Genomic DNA, 2,570 nt, shown 5'->3' on the forward strand with positions numbered 1-2,570 from the left:
GACCATTCGGTGTGGCAAAGGCATTGGCTGGAGTCAGGGGAGGCTGTTCGGCAGCTGGCGTGGTGGAGAGGGGCGCTGGGCGATCATCACCCGGTGCTGCAACTGCCTGCGGACCATGCGCGCAGCGCTGCTGTGGCGCAGCGAGCCGCGCGCCACGAGGTCGAAGTGCCCGAGGGCTTGTCGCGCGCGGTGCTGCGCAAGTCGCTGGCGCAAGGCTCGACGGTGTTCATGACGCTGTTGGGGGCTTTGCATGGGCTGCTGCACCGCTGGACGGGACAGGGCGATGTCAGGGTGGGCGTGGCGGTGGCCAACCGCCAGCGCCCGGAGCTGCAAGGCGTCATCGGTCTGTTCGTGAACACGCTGGTGCTGCGCAACGAGGTGTCAGGGGAGGTGCCGCTGTCGCAGGTGATGGCGCAGGCGCGCGAAGCGGCGCTGGGCGCACAAGCCCACCAGGACCTGCCGTTCGACCAATTGGTGCAGGCGCTGCAGCCCGAGCGCAGCCTGAGCCACACGCCGCTGTTCCAGGTGATGTTCAACCACCTTCGGCAAGACAGCGGGGTGCTCGATCAGATGCCGGGCCTGCGCGTGCAGGCGCAATCGCTGGGAGGCAAGACGGCGCAGTTCGAGCTGGTGCTCGACAGCCTGGAGCGAGCCGACGGCAGCGTGAGGCTGAGCTGGATCTACGCGGGCGAGCTGTTCGAGGCGCAGACGATCGAGCGGCTGGCCGGGCACCACCTGGCGCTGCTGCAAGCCTGGGTGGACGATGACACGCAAGCCCTGGGCGATGTGCGGCTGCTGCAAGCGAGCGAACAAGCGCAGCTGAGCCAGTGGGGCGGCAGTGGCCAGGAGGGCTGCGCCGATGTGGGGCTGCCATGCGTGCACGAATCGATCGCCGCACAGGCGCGCAGCCAGCCCGATGCGATCGCACTGGTCTTTGGCGACCAAGCCCTGAGCTTTGCCGAACTGGATGCGCGAGCCAACCAACTGGCCCACCACCTCATCGCCCAAGGCATGGGCCGCGAGACGAGGGTGGGCGTGGCCCTGCCGCGCTCGCTGGAGATGATCGTGACGCTGCTGGCCATCCTCAAGGCGGGAGGCGCCTGGGTGCCGCTGGACGTGGACTACCCCGCGCAGCGACTGGCCTACATGGCCCAAGACAGCGGCGTGGCGCTGGTGGTGAGCCAGCGCAGCCTGCTGGGCCAGCCGGTGCTTGATGCGCTGAGCCAGCACCGGCTGCTGGCCCTCGATGAGCTGGAGCTCAGCGCCCAGCCGAGCACCCCCGTGGCCGTGCCCGTGCACCCCGAGCAAGCCGCCTACGTGATCTACACCTCCGGCTCGACGGGCCGGCCCAAGGGGGCGGTCAACCGGCATGGCTCGCTGGCCAGCTGCATGGCCTGGATGCAGACCACCTACGGGCTGCAGGCCGGCCAGGACGCGGTGCTGCACAAGGCACCGTTCGGCTTCGACGTGTCGGTGTGGGAGATCTTCTGGCCACTCACGGTCGGCGTCAAGCTGGTGCTGGCCCAGCCGGGTGACCAGCGAGACCCGCAGCGCATCGTGGCGCTGATCCGCCAGCATGCCATCACCACGGTGAACTTCGTGCCCTCGATGCTGCAGGCCTTCCTGGGGCACGAAGGGATCGAGGCGCACACGCGGCTGCGCCACATCATCTGCGGAGGCGAGGCCATGCCTGCGGCGGTGCAGGAAGAGGCGCTCAGGCGGCTGCAAGGCGCGAGCCTGCAGAACCTGTACGGACCGACCGAGGCGACGATCCACGTCACGCGCTGGACGTGTCAGGCGGACGGGCGCAGCCTGGTGCCCATCGGCAGGCCGATCGAAGGGGTGAGGGCGCAGGTGCTCGACGAGCGGCTCAACCCGGTGGCCATTGGGGTGGCGGGTGAGCTGTACCTGGGAGGCATCCACCTGGGGCGAGGCTACCTGAACAGGGCGGGGTTGACGGCAGAGCGCTTCGTGGCCGATGCGCACGGCGGCACGGGAGAGAGGCTGTACCGCACAGGAGACCTGGTGCGCTGGAATGCGCAGGGTCAACTGGAGTACTTGGGCAGGCTGGATCACCAGGTCAAGATCCGCGGGCTGCGCATCGAGTTGGGGGAGGTGGAGGCGGCCTTGCAGGCGCAGGCAGGCATCCATGAGGCGGTGGTGGTGGCGCAGCGCGAGGCTGGAGTCGGCACAGGAGCCGCAGCGCAGGAAGGGGCGGCCCGGCTGGTGGCGTACGTCTCGCCCAGTCAGGCGCAGGCGGGCCAGGGCGTGGAGACGGCCGGGCTCAGGCGTGAGCTGCTCAAGAGCTTGCCGGACTACATGGTGCCGCAGGTGATCGTGGAGCTGGCGAGTTTGCCGCTGAACGCCAACGGCAAGGTGGACCGGCAGGCGTTGCCGGCGGTGCAGGCAGTGCAAGCGCACGCACAGGGGCAAGCGGGGCAAGCCGGGCAGAGGCCAGCCACACAGGCGCCGCAAGGCGAGGTCGAGCAGGCGCTGGCGCAGATCTGGGCGCGGGTGTTGGGCCTGGCGCCAGAGCGCATCGGGCGGCATGACAACTTCTTTGAAATCGG

1 protein-coding gene is annotated in these 2,570 nt (G+C 69.3%); it reads left to right on the plus strand.

Features of this window, described 5'->3' with window-relative positions:
* Nucleotides 1-9 precede the first annotated feature (9 nt).
* A partial coding sequence (locus ABG80_RS08090) for an amino acid adenylation domain-containing protein (RefSeq protein WP_235513788.1) occupies nucleotides 10-2,570 on the plus strand: 2,561 nt, incomplete at its 3' end.

The sequence above is a fragment of the Aquabacterium parvum genome (assembly GCF_001447195.1).
Classification (GTDB): Bacteria; Pseudomonadota; Gammaproteobacteria; order Burkholderiales; family Burkholderiaceae_C; genus Aquabacterium; species Aquabacterium parvum.